The 15,189-nt window shown below is 61.2% G+C and carries 14 protein-coding genes and 1 pseudogene; 7 read left to right on the forward strand and 8 right to left on the reverse strand.

Features of this window, described 5'->3' with window-relative positions; translation table 11 throughout:
• Window positions 1–43: 43 nt before the first annotated feature.
• Entirely contained in the window at window positions 44–661 is a 618-nt protein-coding gene (locus V2B23_RS16640; protein ID WP_430951364.1) for a maleylpyruvate isomerase family mycothiol-dependent enzyme, read from the forward strand.
• Between the two features lie 25 nt (window positions 662–686).
• Here the strand turns inward: V2B23_RS16640 and V2B23_RS16645 are convergent, their stop codons facing one another.
• From V2B23_RS16645 to V2B23_RS16665, 5 genes are all read right to left on the reverse strand, one after another.
• Entirely contained in the window at window positions 687–1,361 is a 675-nt protein-coding gene (locus tag V2B23_RS16645; RefSeq protein WP_430951365.1) for a dihydrofolate reductase family protein, read from the reverse strand.
• A 33-nt stretch (window positions 1,362–1,394) separates the two neighbouring features.
• Entirely contained in the window at window positions 1,395–1,850 is a 456-nt protein-coding gene (locus V2B23_RS16650) for a hypothetical protein (RefSeq protein ID WP_430951366.1), read from the reverse strand.
• A 69-nt stretch (window positions 1,851–1,919) separates the two neighbouring features.
• A complete protein-coding gene (locus V2B23_RS16655; protein ID WP_430951367.1) occupies window positions 1,920–3,116 on the reverse strand; it encodes a DUF6745 domain-containing protein in 1,197 nt (398 codons plus the stop codon).
• Window positions 3,117–3,201: 85 nt separating this feature from the next.
• Window positions 3,202–3,711: a putative immunity protein gene (locus V2B23_RS16660; protein WP_430951368.1), complete on the reverse strand. Its 510-nt coding sequence runs from the start codon at window positions 3,709–3,711 to the stop codon at window positions 3,202–3,204.
• Between the two features lie 123 nt (window positions 3,712–3,834).
• Window positions 3,835–5,334: an APC family permease gene (locus tag V2B23_RS16665; protein WP_430951369.1), complete on the reverse strand. Its 1,500-nt coding sequence runs from the start codon at window positions 5,332–5,334 to the stop codon at window positions 3,835–3,837.
• Window positions 5,335–5,493: 159 nt separating this feature from the next.
• Between V2B23_RS16665 and V2B23_RS16670 the strand changes: the two genes are divergently transcribed.
• Entirely contained in the window at window positions 5,494–6,141 is a 648-nt protein-coding gene (locus V2B23_RS16670; RefSeq protein WP_430951370.1) for a TetR/AcrR family transcriptional regulator, read from the forward strand.
• Between the two features lie 59 nt (window positions 6,142–6,200).
• Here the strand turns inward: V2B23_RS16670 and V2B23_RS16675 are convergent, their stop codons facing one another.
• On the reverse strand, window positions 6,201–7,814 hold the full coding sequence (locus V2B23_RS16675; RefSeq protein WP_430951371.1) for an amidohydrolase: 1,614 nt from the start codon (window positions 7,812–7,814) through the stop codon (window positions 6,201–6,203).
• A 258-nt stretch (window positions 7,815–8,072) separates the two neighbouring features.
• On the opposite strand from V2B23_RS16675, the pseudogene gvpK reads away from it, so the two are divergent.
• Window positions 8,073–8,246: pseudogene (gene gvpK, locus V2B23_RS16680) on the forward strand (gas vesicle protein GvpK); the annotation flags it as partial.
• 42 nt (window positions 8,247–8,288) lie between these two features.
• On the opposite strand, the gene V2B23_RS16685 reads toward gvpK, so the two are convergent.
• Entirely contained in the window at window positions 8,289–9,038 is a 750-nt protein-coding gene (locus V2B23_RS16685; RefSeq protein WP_430951372.1) for a class I SAM-dependent methyltransferase, read from the reverse strand.
• A 194-nt stretch (window positions 9,039–9,232) separates the two neighbouring features.
• Window positions 9,233–9,907: a TetR/AcrR family transcriptional regulator gene (locus tag V2B23_RS16690; RefSeq protein ID WP_430951373.1), complete on the reverse strand. Its 675-nt coding sequence runs from the start codon at window positions 9,905–9,907 to the stop codon at window positions 9,233–9,235.
• A 160-nt stretch (window positions 9,908–10,067) separates the two neighbouring features.
• Between V2B23_RS16690 and V2B23_RS16695 the strand changes: the two genes are divergently transcribed.
• The 4 genes from V2B23_RS16695 to V2B23_RS16710 all read left to right on the forward strand — a co-directional run bounded on the left by V2B23_RS16695 (window position 10,068) and on the right by V2B23_RS16710 (window position 15,112).
• Window positions 10,068–11,528 (forward strand): MFS transporter, encoded by a 1,461-nt coding sequence (locus tag V2B23_RS16695; RefSeq protein ID WP_430951374.1) that lies wholly within the window; start codon window positions 10,068–10,070, stop codon window positions 11,526–11,528.
• 323 nt (window positions 11,529–11,851) lie between these two features.
• Complete coding sequence (locus tag V2B23_RS16700) at window positions 11,852–12,748, forward strand: glycoside hydrolase family 16 protein (RefSeq protein ID WP_430951375.1); 897 nt, start codon at window positions 11,852–11,854, stop codon at window positions 12,746–12,748.
• A 126-nt stretch (window positions 12,749–12,874) separates the two neighbouring features.
• Window positions 12,875–13,867 (forward strand): NAD-dependent epimerase/dehydratase family protein, encoded by a 993-nt coding sequence (locus V2B23_RS16705; protein WP_430951376.1) that lies wholly within the window; start codon window positions 12,875–12,877, stop codon window positions 13,865–13,867.
• Between the two features lie 48 nt (window positions 13,868–13,915).
• Window positions 13,916–15,112, forward strand: coding sequence for a hypothetical protein (locus V2B23_RS16710; protein ID WP_430951377.1), 1,197 nt, complete (start codon window positions 13,916–13,918; stop codon window positions 15,110–15,112).
• The last annotated feature ends 77 nt before the right edge of the window (window positions 15,113–15,189 follow it).

Consider the following 15,189-nt stretch of genomic DNA (forward strand, 5'->3'; position numbering starts at 1 on the left):
GTCTTCGTCGCCATAATCCTAGAGATCAAGCTACCGTGCGGAGATGAACGTAAAGGCTCACATCCTCGCTGAACGGCGGGAGTTGGTCACACTACTCGAGACGTTGAGCCCTGACCAATGGTCGATGCCGTCGCTCTGCGGAAACTGGTCGGTGCGCGACGTCGCGATACACGTGTCGATGGATTCCGTCACGATGCCTCGCTATTTTCTTGCAGCGCTGCACAATCGATCCGCTAGCCGTGTCAACGAGCACTACGTAGCCGCTCAGAACAACCTGCCGACCGACATCCTCGTCGATCGCCTCGCGGCTTCGGCGACCACGAGTTGGTTCGCACGATATGCCCCACGCCTCACCCTGTCCGACCACGTTGTGCACCAGCAGGACATCCGGCGACCGCTCGGGTTACCTCGAACGATCGATCCGGAGCGTCTACGACTCGTCCTCGATCGACCCGATCCGTTTGCACAGCCGCGTCGATTCACCAAAGGACTCCGGTTCACTGCATCCGATCTACCCTGGGAGCGCGGCACTGGACCAGAAGTCCACGGGCGAGCAGAGGCGCTGGCCCTCGCAATGGTTGGGAGGGAATCGGTGCTTGACGATCTCGAAGGTGATGGCGTTGATGTTCTCCGCGCCCGCATGTTTCACGACGGCAACTGACGCTTCAACACCTATGGAGCGTGCTTCAGTCGGCGATAGGGGTGGCATACTCCGGTCGCCCGGTGGGCTGGTAAACCTGAATTGTCACGCCCTTCGGAGTAACTCGCGAGTCGACCAGGTCCAGTGCGATATCCGGTCCCGACTCGGGGAATAGCCGCGTACCCTGGCCGATCACCATGGGGTAGATGAGCAGGGTGATCTCGTCGACGAGCTTGTTGTCGAACAGCCAGCGAACGAGGTTGCCGCTGCCGTGTACCTGCAACTCACCCCCAGGCTTGGCTTTCAGCTCGCGGATAGCCGTCGCAAGGTCGCCGGAGAGAACGGTCGTATTCGCCCAACCCGGTTCGGTGAGCGTGGTCGATGCCACGTACTTGGGCCGCGTGTTCAATGCCGTGGCGATGGGGTTACCCGAATCTTCCATCACGCCCCAGTATCCGGCGAAGATCTCGTAAGTCCGCCGGCCGAACAGGAAGGCGTCGGCTCGTTGGTAGACGTTCTTGACGAACGTCGTGCCCTCGATGTCTTTGCCGAACAGTGGCAGGGCCCATCCGCCACGCTCGAATCCGCCTCTGCGGTCTTCATCCGCCCCGCCGAGCCCCTGCATAACGCCGTCGAGGGAAACATTAGTGATGGTCGTCAGTTTCATGGTCACAGTTCCCTTCTCCACCATCGAGTGGTCACGGACATCCTCGAATGTCACTGACCTCAGCTTGCTCGGACGAGGTCCGGAGCGTCAATCTGCGACGAGTTGCATCCCGTTGATCGCCCGTCCGGCGCCCCGCTCTCGCTGCCGTCCGATGACATAGCGGCCTGGCGCGATACCAGTGGCGCCATGCTCTGGGTGGATGAGGTAGGCAGTTACGTGGGCGTCGAGGATGCCCAGAGCAAGACCCCGGGAATCTCTCACCGGCGACGACCACGTGCACACCCCTTCATCGGCGACCAGGCTGTGCGGGTTTCCACCCGCCGCACTGCGCAGCAACTCCAGTCCGGAGAGTGGTACGTTCACCGACCTCGTCCACGCTGCGGGCGTGACGATGTCGGCGGCAAGCGAATACGGGAGCACGATGAGATCACCTTGTGCTTGTAAGCCGTCGACGACGGGTATGGATACTTCTCGGTCGAGATAGTCGAAGACATCGAGGCCCGTGAGGGCAGTGAGCGCGGACAAAGTCATGGTCGAATTCATATGAGTCACCTGGGAGTTCGTAGTTTGATGTTCGGAAACTAGTTTTCGGAATTGGTATTCAGGGCCGGGTCAGGTTCGACGAACGAGTCGGGCGTAGTCGGCGCCGGCTATGCCGTAGGTCCAGCCTGCAGCGTCAAGAGCTGACGAGAACCATCCGGGGACGTAGAGCCCGTAACGACGACGCCGTCCGTCGCGTTCAGGAGAGCCGTTGACTGCAAGCAGGATTCGACCACTACGTCCCCAGCCGTCGGGCGATGCATAGAGTTGTAGCGTGTGGCCGGCATTGCCGGGATCATCAGTTTGGTCGACCAGTGCGAGTCCAGCCGTATCGATGTAGGTGTCCCATCCGATGCGCTCGATCGCACAGCGGCGGATCTCGACATTCCGTTCGTCCGCAATGTGTTCGGCCGTCGGATCGAGAACTACCCAGCTGGGAACAATCGTCCCGTGCTGAACATAGACGCCGTGCCCGTCGCCGAATTCAATTGCTGGAGAATCTGAATCATGCAACCGACGTTCGTTGTGCACTCGGCCCGGTGTGGGTTCGGTATGCAGGACGGTGGGTCTTTCCGACATGACACATACGGTGTCGAACGCCCACCACCATCCGGTTGCACCAGCCAGAGCGGTGTGAATGTCGAGTAGTTCGTCATCGTCGGAATGGAAAGAAGTAAGACCGCATCGACGGTATGCATCGTAGTAGGCGATTCGATGAGCTTCCTGCTGTCCGTACCACGTCACGCTTCCAGGGAAGGGAGTCGACATCGTCCGTATCGCAGCCGCAACCCCGTCGAATAGCGTGGTGTGCAACGAGTCCCAGACAGCTGCTCTCAGGATCCGATCGGGGCTGATTCCTAGACGAACTGCGTCCTCGGGAGACTGAGTGCGTGCAGTGTCGATCCCCCAGCGTTCGTTCGGCCAGTCTGATCTTCGACGCTCGATGTGCGCATCCATACGGCTGCGTGAGTGCGAAAACATGCTCGCAATGCGGGCGGAAGCGCAGCGAAGTCGGTTGCTGTCCAACGACATCGACAAGCCTTCGGCCACAATCAAATCTGATCCAGCTGGGGGCGACGGAACCCAGAGGAACTCCGGTTCCGGAAATCCTGATCGCCGATACAGTTGCGCGACAGCCCATTCTGCAGTGTCGCGGTCGGAGGGGCGTGTGCAGAGGCCGTGTTCGAGCCACGCGTTCCGCACAGCATCAACGTTGTTGGTGAATGGCGCTCGGTGTCGAGACACCGAGTACATCGGCGCGGCGCTCACGCGATGGTGGCGGTGTCGGCCTTTCCTGTAGTCATAGTTATCGAGGGTGACACGAGAAAGCGCGGAACGCAAGGCCGGTACCTCATCAGTCGAACACCGACCAGCAGATGTCGTTCCGCAGCCGCTGGTCGTCGAGTACCAGCTCGCGAATTGCCGCTGGGAGCTGGTCGCGCTGCCACTGGCACTCGAGTCGGCCCGTAGCCTCCTCGTCTGCCGTCGCAGCAGCGCGTGCGGCCTTGATCGCGTAAGCAGCAGCACCAAGTTCGTGCGCGGCGACATGTGCGACGGCCCCGGCCTGACCGGCAGCGTACGCAGCATGTCGCGCCGGCCCACGCAGGTCCCGAGCCGCACCCATTGCATGACCGCCCGCAGCGCGAGCTTGCATCATGGTGACCTCGCCCCGCACCCAGGCTCGCGCACCCTCGATCGCCTCACGCGGCCGCGGATCCAGCGGCTGAACCGACTCGAAAAGATGAAGGACGTGCTCGGCGCACGATGCCGCCCAGAGAGCGAGGAGATGGTGATCGGAATCTGTGAGAGTCCCACCACGACGGATCGTCACGAAACGCGGATCCCGGACCTTCGGGAGGATCATGGTTCGTACGCTCCTTCTGCTCGCGGCAGCCGAACATTGCGCCCTGGGACAACTCGGCAGAGACTCTGCCGCCCTTGACAATTGCTCGGAGACAATTGCTCGGCAACAACTGCTCGGGCGGCTCTACGTTACTTGACCAGGCGAGGTGGAAGAATTGCTCACGCCGTCAGACTCCGTCGACGGTTCGGCGTCGACGTCAGTGGTACCCAACCGGGAGAGTTGCGCCGGATCGCGTCGTGAAAGCCGGATACCGAGAAGCCAACCGACAGCCAGGCTCACAGGCGTAACGGCGACGAGCACCACGTTCACTGCAGTTCCAGCGGCAGTAATCAGCTCCATCTGGTCCACAATCAAATACGTTGCGTAGGTCAACATCAGAAGAGCGGATACAGGAGCTATGAGCACCCTCCAGACCGAATGCCCGCGACGATCGTTCCAGAAGAATGCGATAACTGCCGCGGCTGCCATGACCTGAAGCACGACGATGCCGACGATACCGGGCGAGTTCACCCACAGCAGGAGTTCGAGGTAAGGGTCGGCGCCGACAACGACGAACACAACGATTATCACCATCGCCAGGAGACTCTGTACCGCGCTGGCCACGTAGGGGGACTTGTAGACCGGGTGTAGTTTGCCCAGGAACTGGGGCAATACACGTTCGCGCGAAAGCGCAAAGACGTAGCGGGTGATTGCATTGTGGAACGCGAGCAGGCTGGCGAGAATGCTCGTGATGATCAACAGTTCCATGAGGGTGCTCGCCCAACCTCCGACGTAGTGCTCGATGGCGTTGAAGTACATACCGGCGGGATCGGAAGCCGCTAGCTCGAGCGCCTGATCCGGTCCGTACGCCTGGATGATGATCCACACCATGAAGGCGTAGAAGAGACCCAGGAATGCCACCGCGATGTATGTCGCCCGCGGAACCGTCCGAGCGGGATCTTTTGCTTCTTCCCGGTACAGGGCAGTCGCTTCGAATCCGATGAACGCAGCAAAGGCCAGGGTCAACACGCCGCCGAGACCGGGACTGAACACATTGGATGGAGCAAAGGAGTCCAGATCAATTCCCACGGCACCGCCTTGAAAAAGAACGGCGGCTGCGAGCAGCACCAGAATCCCCGTCTCCGCGGTCAGCAACAGGATCAGGAACCGAGCGCCGAGATGTACCGATCGAGATCCGAGGAACCACACCAAAGCAACCCCGAGTAACGACCACACTCCCCACGGCAGATCCAGCCCAACCAAGTCCGCCATAGTTGACTGCGCGAAATAGCCTAGGGCCCCGAAGATTCCGATCTCGAGGGAGTTGTAGGACACAAGCGCAAGCACCGCTGCGGCCAAGCCCCACCGAGGGCCAAGCCCGACTGAGATATAGGCGTAGAAGGCGCCTGCATTGTGGATGTACTTGCTCATCGCAGTGAAGCCGATTGCGAACACTCCCAATGCGAGCCCGGCCAAAATGTATCCGCCAGGGGCCCCGATGCCTGCAATGTTCAAGGCCAGAGGCGCAACCCCTGCCATCACCAGTAATGGCGCCGCCGCCGCCACGACAAAGAAGACGATGCCGGCGGTGCCGAGGACGCCTCCTTCCAGCTTCAGAGCGGGTTCGGGTGCAGTTTTCTTCATGAGCAACTTCTCCAGTCAGGGCAAGGGGGCGACTATCCGGAACAGGCAGATATGGGTGCAACCAGAATTAATCGAATCAGTTTCGATTATGGTAGATCGTTGTGACCGGCGCCACAAGGGCATAATCGAATGAACTTCGATTCTGAGAGGTGGGGGACGATGGGAAGACCGCGTATCGCACGTCTGGACCGCGAACGAATTGCGGAGGCAGCGCTCGCGCTCGTCGATCGTGACGGCGACTTCAAAATGCCTGATCTTGCAAAACACCTGAATGTGCAGGTGTCATCCATCTATCACCATGCAAAGGGCCGCGCGGCCGTGGTGGAACTGGTTCGAAACCGCGTCGTACGAGAAATCGATGGGTCAGCGTTCGAGCGCCTGACCTGGGACGACGCCTTTACTGCGTGGGCTCGATCGTATCGATCCGCGTTCAGTCGACACCCCACCTCCATCCGCCTCCTCGCTACGGAGACGGTGCGTGATCCGACGTCGCTATCGGTCTACTACGCTCCCGCAGAAGGCCTCCGGAAAGCCGGATTCCCAGACGACCACATCTTGGCGGTCATCACCGCTGCTGAGAACTTTCTCCTCGGCGCCGCACTGGATGCAGCGGCACCTGAGGTCATGATCGAAGCGGACTCGACAACACCCGACGACGCTCTGACAAGGGCGCTTGCTGCAGCTCCGACGGGACAAGCGAGGGCTGAGCAAGCCTTCGAACTCGGTTGGAGGGCTCTGCTGTCGGGCTTTCGACGTCTCCTCGAGGAATTGCACGAGGCATCGGCGCGCCCAGCATCCTCCTCGTGAGCAGCTGTTGCAGATCCAGGCATCCGCAACGACAAGCAGTGCTCAGTGACAAGCAGTGCTCAGTGAACTTGTCTGCCTCCCAACCACGTTCGGGATACAACCAAGTCGCTGAGCTCCTTAGCGGAGCCAAGTTGGCCGGGATCGACGGGAAGCTGGATCATGTCGGCTCGCATTCCCGGCCGAAGGCAACCCCACATGTCCTCTTCGAATCCTTGATAGGCGACGCCCGCCGAGTATGTTGCCAGGGCCCAATCGAGGCCGACGCGTTCGCCTGGTAGCCATCCCTCAGTCGGGATACCAGCGGGCGTCTGGCGGTGAATCGCGGTGGCAATTCCCTTGATCGGCTCAAAGGCGGTAATGGGCCAGTCGCTGCCGAATGCCACCCGCGCGCCGCGCTCAGCGAGGGTTCCGATGCGATATTGCCGGTCACCACGGTCGGCGCCGATCCGCGGGATAGTCAATTCCGTCATCAGCGGGTCGAGCTGAGCCCATAGCGGCTGAAAGTTGGCGATCACTCCCAATGACGTGAATCGGTCCAGGTCGTCGCCATCTACCAATTGAAGATGCGCGATAGTGGCGCGTCTATCACGCGGGCCGTTGCATCGATCGACGTATTCGATTGCATCGAGGGCCATGCGTACACCTGCATCGCCGATGGCATGGATATGAATCTGAAAGCCCAACCGGTCCACGGCAGCGGCAGCTCGACCGAGTTCATCGGCTGTCCAATTGCTGATTCCGTGGGAATGCGGGCAATCCGTGTACGGCGCGAGGAGCGCTGCTGTTCCGGCCTCGATGACACCGTCGGCAAAGAACTTCACCGTTCCTGCCTTGACTGCGTCGCCGCCCCGTTCCACAACCTTCTGCCGAGCCTCGACAAATGCCGGCAGGTCGCCCTGCCAACTCTCAGGGGTAGCTCGGAATGCAAGATTTACTCGGGTGGACAAGCGCGCACTTTCAGCGGTGGCCAGCCAGATCTCGACATCGCCTAGTTCGGTCCACGCGTCCTGCACCCAGGTGATACCCGCTGCGGCAAGCATTTTCGATGCTTTCGCAAGCGAATCAACTCCCGCATCGAGGGTAACCGCGGGCAATAATGCCAGTACCGGGTTGATCGCTCCCCATTCACGTAAGGTCCCGAGCAACTCACCGTCGGACGTTCGCACGATCTCGCCGCCGACCGGATCCGGGGTATCCCGCGTCAACCCGGCGCTTCGCAGCGCAGCGCTGTTGACCCATGCGGTGTGATAGTCCATCGTGCGCAAGACGACGGGCCTGTCCTCGACAACACCGTCGAGCCAGCGCGCATCGAACCGACCGCCCGGAGCAAGGGTGGGCGACACGCCCTCACCGAAGATGCACTCGGCGTCAGGGTTTTCATCCGCCCAGCGACGCACCTCCCGCAAGACCTCGTCGATACTGCCGCAGTCACGAATCTTGGCACCACGCATTTCCAGGCCACCCATCAACGGGTGCACATGGCCGTCGCCGAACGACGGCAATAGTGCGCCACCCGCCAAGTCGACCACCTCGGTGCGAGCCGACTTCAACGCACGAGCCTCCTCCCCCAGGCCAACCACGCGACCGCCGGCCACAGCAAGCGCGTCGCTGACCGTCCGGACTGAGTCCCCCGTGCGTATCGTGCCTCCGACAAAAAGTAGTTCGGCCTCCACTTACCGCACCTCCATGCATTAATCGAATTTGATTCGATTAATCTAGACTGCGGATTCACCGACGTCAATAGCGGTTTCCACGTTGCGATTTGAGAGTTTTACGACGATTTCCACAGATGGATGTGTGTCGATCGAACGCGAGGCAACGCGTCGACGCCACTGAGACAACCGTCCGGTACGGCCTTCCCTGCTGTGATCTACCGGCGCCGCAAATTCACACCGCACCCCGACGGCCCCTACGACGCGGTGCGGTCGGATTTGTGCGCAACACAAGCAGTGTCACCGGACGATGTCGGCGACCTGACCGACGCGCGGATCGAACGCATCGGTACCACGCGGATGTTGCTCGAGGCGAAGATGGAAGAGTTGCGCGAGCTTTTTGATCTGAAGCCCAAAGACCTCAACATTGATCTCGACCCCCTCGGGCCACTTTCTTTCCGGCGAATGCGGTCAGGGGCGTTCGGCAGTTGCCAGCTACGCCGGAGCAAGAAGCCTGTCACGGGAATCGAAGCCCAGTCGTTCGACGATTGCAGCCAGAGGCGAGTTAGCTTGGCGTGCAAACTCTCCGCGAGTAAATGCCGTGGTGTAAGTGGTACGTTCCAGATGCCGGACGATCCAACCGGCGTCGGTCAGCGTTCGACGCAGATTGTCCTCACTGATGCGATAAGGACCAGGGAATTCCTCTGGAACCTCGTCCGAGAAGCACACCAGATGGAGCCGAGCTTGGGGCCGGCAGGTTCGTAGCACCGCCTCGGCATACGGTTGGCGCTGATCTTCCGGGAAACAGTGGTACAGCGCGCTGTCGAGAACAGTCGTGAACCGATTGTCGTACCCATCAAGCGTCATGGCGTCGGCTACATCAAAATCGACTGCCTTCTCGAGTCCCCGCAGACTGGCCCGTTCGCGCGCGATTCCAATCGCTGTAGGTGAGGCGTCGAGTGCACACACCCGGTATCCACGGTCAGCAAGAAACAGAGCGTTTTCACCCAGCCCACAACCAATGTCAAGGACTTCACTCGCTAGCTGGCCGTCGGCTTCGAGTTTCCGGACCACCGGTTGTGCTTCGCCGATATCCCACGGCACTCGGTCGAAGTCGAGTTCGTTGCGCTGTGCGGCGTCCGGCAACTCCGTATTGCTCGCAAAAGCATCGAAGTCGCCGCGATACAGCGCATCAAAATCGGCTGAACTCGGTTGGCGAGGCGGTTGGGGTCCGTCGGCGGTCACAACCTGCTCCTCCTACGCGTAGTGGCAACCTGAGCTTTACGGGTAGCCCTGCTCATCCGGCCCTAAACCCTTGCTCGGATTCTTGGCACATGCGTGGGGGCTTCGCATCGTCTTTTACTGGTGATGCGAAGCTTAGGCGCGGTATTTACTTCCGGCGCAGCCGGATTCAGTCTCGGTGGACCGGGCCTTGGCTTTCAGCGCGTCACCGGCGCACTCCAGAGCCCGACGAGCGCGTCGACGATATCTGTCGTGAAATCATCCCAGTTCGAGACGTCTACAGGTTCGTCGCCGGCAAGGATCCTTTCGCGTTCGGCACACATGTTCAGCATCACGTACCGTGCCATCTCGCCTCGGGCGCGACGAACGTCGTCCGGCATGTCGGGCAGACAAGCAGTGAGTGCGCCGAGCATCTTCTGCAAGAGTTCCGAGGACGAAACGTTCTCGTACACAACGGCACGCAGGGTGGGATCGGCCATCAATTGAACGCTGAACCGCGCATACCACGTGGGTCCGGTCAATTCGTTGTAATGATCGGTGGACGCCCGAACCAGGCAGGTGATCCAGTCACGGAGATCTGTAGACCCTTCGACGTCTGCCAGCAACTCCTTGCGCTTCTGCTCGATCGGAATGGCATGTTTGTTCACGATCGCACGGAGTAGATCGGTTTTTGTACCGAAGTGATATCCGACTGCGGCGTTGTTGCCCTGCCCAGCGGCCTCACTCACCTGACGATTCGAGACAGCAAAAACCCCGTGCTCGGCAAACAGTCGCTCCGCGACGTCGAGTATCCGCTCGCGGGTTGCAGCGGAACGAGGAGAGCCCGCCTGCGTGCCCGAATCGCTGATCACTTCTTCAGTTCTTGCTGCCACATCTACCGCCACAGTCAGGTGCTCGGCACTATGTGCGCACCGAGACATTGATCACCATCGACCTCGCAGCGCTTGCGCGAAGTCAGTCAGCTGCTTTAACTTTATTCAATCAGTTGACTTAATTCAAGACTTCTTTACTTTTCTCCGATGGAGCTTCCCAATGTCGATATCCACTTCTGAACCCAGTAAGGCCGCACCGCCGTCAACTACTGCCGTAGTTGCAATTCTGGCATTTGCCGGCATCGTGGTCTCGCTGATGCAGACGCTGGTCATCCCGATCATTCCGCACCTTCCGGAATACCTGAACGCGTCCGCCTCGGACACAGCCTGGGTAGTGACCGCCACCCTCCTCGCTTCAGCCGTTGCCGTCCCGACGATGGGCCGGTTGGGCGACATGTTCGGCAAACGCCGCCTACTCCTGATCAGCCTGGCACTTCTGGTGGTCGGCTCGATTGTGGGTGCAATGAGTTCGAGCGTTGTCCCACTTGTCTTTGGACGCGTCCTCCAGGGACTCGCCGCGGGTGTCATCCCTCTAGGTATCAGCATCATGCGTGACGTGCTTCCGCCCAAGAAGCTGGCCGGCGCTGTAGCGATGATGAGCGCAGCCATGGGAGTCGGTGGTGCACTGGGACTTCCGATCGCAGCAATGATCGCCGAATACGCCAACTGGCACGTTCTGTTCTGGGCCTCGGCAGTCCTCGGTGCCATCGTGACGGGTCTGATCCTGGTCATCGTGCCTGAATCGACTGTCCGCACCGGCGGCAAATTCGACTTCGTCGGAGCCCTCACACTCTCCGTCGCACTCATCACCCTGCTCCTGGCGATTTCCAAGGGCAATTCCTGGGGATGGGCGAGCGCACTCACACTCTCGATGCTCGCTGCTGCTGCCATCGCATTCGCCGTCTTCGCCTGGTGGGAACTCCGTAACCCCAAGCCACTGGTCAACCTACGTGTGTCAGCACGTCGCCAAGTACTACTGACCAACCTCGCTTCCGTCGTCTTCGGATTCGCGATGTTCGCCTCCAGCATGGTGTTCCCCCAGGTTGTCCAACTGCCGGAAGCCACCGGCTTCGGGCTCGGCGGGTCGATGCTCATCGCCGGTCTGGTCATGGCCCCATCCGGCATCATCATGATGCTCATCGCGCCAGTCTCCTCGAAGATCACCAACTCCCACGGCCCCAAGATCACACTCATGATCGGCGCAGTCGTCGTTGCGATCGGATATCTCATCGGCATCTTCGCGCTGCACTCCATCTGGCAACTCGTCATGATCGCCCTCATCATCGGCGCAGGAACGGGCATGGCTTACGGCGCGATGCCTGCCCTCATCATGGGTGCTGTTCCCGCCTCGGAAACCGGCGCGGCCAACAGCTTGAACACCCTGATGCGCGCACTCGGCACATCGTTTGCCAGCGCAATCGCCGGTGTCGTCCTGGCTCAGATGACAATGACTCTCGGCGACTCCACGCTGCCGACCGAGAACGCGTTCCGCGTCATCATGGCCCTGGCCGCGGGATCGGCCCTCATCGCACTTTTCCTGGCAGCGTTCCTGCCGAAGTTCCGTAACCCGGCCCGCGACGTTCCCGACTACGTACCCGCGGAACCCGCAGCGGCTCACTGAACCGACACCGACACATTACGAAAGCCGCCGGTACCCCATGGGGTACCGGCGGCTTTCGTATTTCTTCGCTGCGAAATATCTGCAGCATCCGTCACGTCAACATCCCAGAGGCGTCAACGAGCCGAAACCCAACCTACGCAACGTTTCTGAGAGTCTTCTGAGTGCAGCCGACGCTGCCTCGGTGTTTCCCAGAACACGCAGGCGCTCGAGGTAGGTGCCCATTCCTGACCAAGAGTAAGTAAAGTACCCACGGTCTGCGATCGGCAAACTGGTCGTTCGACCCGTGCGTCGTGCCGCTCATTCAACCCTTTTGGAGAAGTCAGATGCGTTTGTCCACCCAGCGGTCTCGCCGCCGCACCACTGCCGCTGCGGCTCTGGTCGCCGCGACTGTGCTCGGAATCCTCTTGCCCTCGACCGCTCAAGCGCAACTCACCGGCTCGGCCGGCTCGTCCGGTGGGGGCGTCAGCGGGACGCAAGCAGCACCCCGAGCAGCGTTGCCCGGGTGGCGTGAGATCTTTGTCGACGACTTCACTACCGATGCTCCGATCGGCAGCTTCGCAAACGACGAGTGCAACAACCCCGGCAAGATCGTCTACACCGGAACCGAGAACACGCGCTGGCGGACGTACCCCGAGTGCTACCTCGACACGTACAACAAGAACCCTTACCGCGCAGACGAAGTAGTCAGTGCCCACGACGGAGTGCTCGACTATTACCTCCATGACGTCGACGGCCGCCGCGCCGGAGCCAACATGTCCCCAGTCATCAACGGCGGCAGCCAGGCCCAGGTCTACGGACGCTACTCGGCGCGAGTCAAGGTCAGCCATCCGGCGATCACCGGTTACCGGTTGGCGATGCTGCTGTGGCCGGACTCCGAAGGATGGCCGGAAGAAGGCGAGATCAACTTCCCGGAGGGCCCGCTGACGGGACCGATCTACGGCTTCCATCACTACGCCGAGGAGGGCGCGGATGCGAACTCCCAGGCGCTCTCCGATGTCGACACCTCTACCTACGCGGATTGGCGTGTTGTCACGATCGAGTGGACGCCGTCGGTTGTTCGATTCATGCTCGACGACAAGGTCCTGCTCGAGTCCACGCGGGGAATTCCGGATACCGCGATGCGTTGGCAGCTCCAGCTCGAGTCCAGCCTCTACCCGGCTCTCGGCGGCGGCAATTTCCTCGTCGACTGGGTGACCGTGCACGCATGGGACGGCGCGTAACAAGTTCCTGACAGCTGGTCGAGGTACAAAGCCGTGCCTCGACCAGCCCAATGGGCGTAGATTCCCGTTTTCGGACACGATTGCCTAGACTCCCCAAAGTCATCAAAAGTAAGGGAAGGCAAACCTGTGCGCACCGCGGTTACCGGAGGAGCCGGATTCATCGGCTCGACGCTTGTGGATCGCCTGCGCAAGGACGGTCACCAAGTGCTCGTCATAGACGACCTGAGCCGCGGTCGGGTAGACAACCTCGACGCGGCGCTCGCGACAGCAGATGTCGACCTCGAAGTTCTCGACATCCGGGACGACAGAATCGGCCCGCTGTTCGAGACGTTCGCCCCCGAAGTGGTTTTCCATCTGGCAGCGCAAATCGATGTGCGGCACAGCGTCGCCGACCCGATCAACGACGCCGACGCAAATATCCTCGGCACTGTGAAAATCGGATCTGCGGCGATCGCGGCACAAGCTCGCAAGATCGTGTTCATGTCTTCCGGCGGTTCCATCTACGGGTCACCGGAACACCTACCCGTCTCCGAGCACGCACCGGTCAACCCGCTCTCGCCCTACGCGTGCAGCAAGGTCAGCGCCGAGAACTACCTCAACTGCTTCCGGCAACTCCACGGCCTGGATTGCTCGCACATCGCCCCGTCCAACGTGTACGGCCCCCGCCAGGATCCCCACGGTGAGGCTGGCGTCGTCGCAATTTTTGCCCGCGAAATGCTTTCCGGCGGAGACACGTTCCTGTTCGGTGACGGCGGCAATACGCGGGACTACGTCTTCGTCGAGGACGTGGTGACGGCGCTGATCGCAGCATCGGGCACCGCAGGCTCGGGGCAACGCTTCAATATCGGAACCGGAGTGGAGACGTCCGACCGAGAACTACACGCACTGCTTGCGCACGCCACCGGCGTCGCGGCGGAACCCACCTGGATGCCAGAGCGACTCGGGGATGTTCGCCGGTCCGCGCTCGACGCTGCACTGGCACGCACGGAATTGGGATGGACCCCGTTGGTATCGCTGTCGGAGGGGATCGCCCGCACCGTCGACTACTTCCGGACACCTGAAACACCGTCTTCCGACATAACACCGTCATCCGATACAGCACCGTCGACGCTCGTCTGAAAAATGCCGCCATCCCCCAAAGCATCTCTTCGCGTCAGCCATCTGGACGTGATGCACAGCCGTACGCGGATCACGTCCGTCATCGGTCCCGTACATCTTCCTGACGACGCCACCATTGCCGCTCGACTTCGCACGATGGCCGAAGCCGGGCCACACACGCGCCTCGGACTCAGACCGTCAGCGCACGGCAATCGGTGGACATTCGATCCCGAATCGTGTGCCCCCGAAGTAGTTCGGCTCGATCCGCCGACCTCCCCGATGGACCTGCTCGATACGGCGTCGAACGTCTCGCGAGAGGACCGCCCCACAACCGTCACAGTGGCCGGGAACTATCTCCGCACCGACCACAACCACGGTCTCGGCGAAGTCGCTCTGACGCTCATGATGAACGAGGTCATCCTCGGCATGATCGACCCCGCCGATCCTCAGGTGTGGCGTCCGTCGCGTGCCTCGCGCTCGGGGATCACCACTGCGGCGCTGCGCACCTACGGTTCGGATCCACGGCGCGGCTGGGCGCTGCGCCGGTCACTCGATCGGACGCCGCGTCCTGCGCAGTCCGGACCGGTGGAACCGTGGACGCCCGCCCGCACTGCTGCCGTGGTCACCACTGCTCCCGACATCGTCACGTCCTTGCGTGCGTGGCGGGACCACAATCTTCCGTCGGTGTCGATGTATGCCCTGACCGCCGCGGTGCTCCACCGTGCGCTGGCCGACGCCGGACTCACGATCAACCCCGTTGCAACGGTGACCCTCGATGCCCGACGCTACCTTCCGGCAGGTCGAGTTCCTTTGGGAAACTTCGTCTCCGGACTCGAATTCGATCTGGGGGCGAACCCGACGCCCGGCCGCATCCACGAGGTCACGTCCGAGGCGGTGGCAACGGGTCGGCCCGTTGCGAACCTCGCCCTGAACACGATGCGGACTCGAATCGGGTTGCGAATCAACAATTCCCGCGCATATCCGATCAGCCGACCACAAACTCCCCGCGCCCAGCTGCTGTTTTCGAGCATCGGTCCGGTGCCGCGACAGGGTCAGGTCCCGTGGCTCACCGACGCGTCACCGTTCTACTCGGCGCACAACGACCCCGTCGGTCCAGAGGGCATAACGCTCACGTGGGCAATCGTGGAAGGTGCGCTCGCGACGACGGCGTCGTTCCACGGAAACGTGTTTCCGCAGGCTTTGGTGGCGGCAGCCCTGGAGTGCGCAGCCACCGATCCCTTTGCCTTTCTGTCCTCGGTTGCCTGACCCGATGCACCCCGCGACCATGACAGTCCGATAATATAGGTAAGGCTGCCCTTCCCGGGTGGTGTTGCACCCCGCCT

Origin of the sequence: Rhodococcus sp. 24CO (assembly GCF_050586165.1) — a bacterium.
Lineage (GTDB): Bacteria > Actinomycetota > Actinomycetes > Mycobacteriales > Mycobacteriaceae > Rhodococcus_F.

Bases quoted from the DNA above. Each gene is read 5' to 3' on its own strand.
- V2B23_RS16640 (WP_430951364.1), top strand. From the start codon at position 44: ATGAACGTAAAGGCTCACATCCTCGCTGAACGGCGGGAGTTGGTCACA.
- V2B23_RS16650 (WP_430951366.1), bottom strand. From the start codon at position 1,850: ATGAATTCGACCATGACTTTGTCCGCGCTCACTGCCCTCACGGGCCTC.
- V2B23_RS16660 (WP_430951368.1), bottom strand. From the start codon at position 3,711: ATGATCCTCCCGAAGGTCCGGGATCCGCGTTTCGTGACGATCCGTCGT.
- V2B23_RS16665 (WP_430951369.1), bottom strand. From the start codon at position 5,334: ATGAAGAAAACTGCACCCGAACCCGCTCTGAAGCTGGAAGGAGGCGTC.
- V2B23_RS16670 (WP_430951370.1), top strand. From the start codon at position 5,494: ATGGGAAGACCGCGTATCGCACGTCTGGACCGCGAACGAATTGCGGAG.
- V2B23_RS16695 (WP_430951374.1), top strand. From the start codon at position 10,068: ATGTCGATATCCACTTCTGAACCCAGTAAGGCCGCACCGCCGTCAACT.
- V2B23_RS16700 (WP_430951375.1), top strand. From the start codon at position 11,852: ATGCGTTTGTCCACCCAGCGGTCTCGCCGCCGCACCACTGCCGCTGCG.